The sequence below is a fragment of the Nocardia sp. NPDC004711 genome (assembly GCF_053601595.1).
In genome coordinates, this window is the sequence record NZ_JBSGCB010000171.1 from 1 (window position 1) to 1793 (window position 1793).

Consider the following 1793-nt stretch of genomic DNA (forward strand, 5'->3'; position numbering starts at 1 on the left):
ATCGGTGTGCGGCACCGGGTGCGCAATACCGGGACCGAGACCGCAAACATCGTCTTTCACCTCGGACCGCTCGCCCCGCGACCCGAACTCGGCCATGTGGACACGGAACTATCGGCGGCTGCCCCCGGCACCGCGGAGAGAGCACGATGACCCGGGTCGCCGTCACGGGGGTCGGCGTCGTCGCTCCGGGCGGGATCGGGCGCACATCGTTCTGGGACTGCCTGTCGTCCGGGCGCACAGCGACTCGCCGGATCAGTTCCTTCGACCCGGCCGGGTTCCGCTCCCAGGTGGCGGCGGAATGCGATTTCGATCCGCAGGCGGCCGGGTTGTCGCCGAGGCAGGTGCGCCGCTTCGATCGGATGACCCAGTTCGCTCTCGTCGCCGCCCGTGAGGCGTTCGAGGACAGCGGTCTGGAGCTGTCCGACGCCGCGCGCGACATGTTCGGGGTGTCGCTCGGCTCAGCGGTCGGCGCGACCATCACCCTGGAGAACGACTACGTGATCGCGAGCGACAGTGGCCGGGATTGGCTGGTCGACGAGGGCTCCGTGCAGCCCTACCTGTATCAGGCCCTCGTCCCCAGCAGCATGGCCGCCGAGGTGTCGGCCCACTTCGAATTGCACGGTCCGGCAACGGTTGTCTCGACGGGCTGCACGTCCGGGATCGACTCGATCGGTCACGCACTGCACATGATCGAAGACGGTGACGCCGACTTCGTCCTCGCGGGCGCATCGGACGCGCCGATCTCGCCGATCTCCGTCGCGGCGTTCGACGCGATCCGGGCGACCACCGATGACAATGACGATCCCGCCCACGCCTCGCGGCCGTTCGATCTGACGCGCGCCGGTTTCGTGCTGGGGGAGGGTGCGGCGGTGCTGATGTTGGAGAAGCTCGACCACGCCCTGGCTCGGGGCGCCCACATCTACTGCGAGATCGGCGGGTATGCCTCGCGCTGCAACGGCTTCCACATGACCGGACTGCGCCCGGACGGGCTGGAGATGAGCATGGCCATCACGGATGCGATGAACCAAGCGCAGCTCAACCCCGACGCGCTCGGGTACATCAGTGCTCACGGCTCGGGCACGAAGCAGAACGACCGCCATGAAACGGCGGCCTTCAAGAAGGCGCTGGGTGCCGCCGCGTACGAGGTTCCGATCAGCTCGATCAAGTCGATGATCGGACACTCGCTCGGCGCGATCGGCGCGATCGAGATGGCGGCCTGCGCGTTGGCGATCGACACCGGGGTGATCCCGCCGACCGCCAACTGGAGTAACCGAGACCCCGAATGCGATCTGGACTACGTCCCGAACACCGCGCGCACCGCCACCATCGATACGGCTCTGTCGGTCGGCAGTGGGTTCGGCGGTTTCCAGTCCGCGATGGTCTTCACACGACCGGCGGAGTTGCGATGAACCGCCGCGCGGTGATCACCGGACGGTGAACACCGAGCACTCCTCGGGCCGATGAGTGAATCTTCCACCGGCACAACCTCATTGAATTTCCTCCCCACCGGAAGATCAGCCCGGCTTCGGCCGGAGAAAGGTGATGATTATGCGTAATGACAACGATTCCTGGGACATCAAGACGAGTGTCGGCGCTACCGCGTTGTTCGTCGCGGCGGCCCGCGGTCTGGCGGCCCGGCACCCGCAGGCATTGGCCGTCGATCAGTTCGCGGAGGTGTTCTGTCGCGCCGCGGGTGACGAGTGGGCGGCGTTGTTCGCCGACGATGTAGAGCAGACGAAGAATCATCCCCTGCGCGCTCCTGGTTTCGGGCCGTTGTTTCAGGATTTCCAGGC

General features: G+C 66.6%; 1 protein-coding gene and 1 pseudogene. Both read left to right on the forward strand.

Annotation, left to right across the window (positions count from 1 at the left end; genetic code table 11):
* Nucleotides 1–146 precede the first annotated feature (146 nt).
* Complete coding sequence (locus ACWEKS_RS49210) at nucleotides 147–1409, forward strand: beta-ketoacyl-[acyl-carrier-protein] synthase family protein (RefSeq protein WP_452346587.1); 1263 nt, start codon at nucleotides 147–149, stop codon at nucleotides 1407–1409.
* A 139-nt stretch (nucleotides 1410–1548) separates the two neighbouring features.
* Nucleotides 1549–1793, forward strand: a pseudogene (locus ACWEKS_RS49215) (SAM-dependent methyltransferase); the annotation flags it as partial.

Bases quoted from the DNA above. Each gene is read 5' to 3' on its own strand.
- ACWEKS_RS49210 (WP_452346587.1), top strand. From the start codon at position 147: ATGACCCGGGTCGCCGTCACGGGGGTCGGCGTCGTCGCTCCGGGCGGG.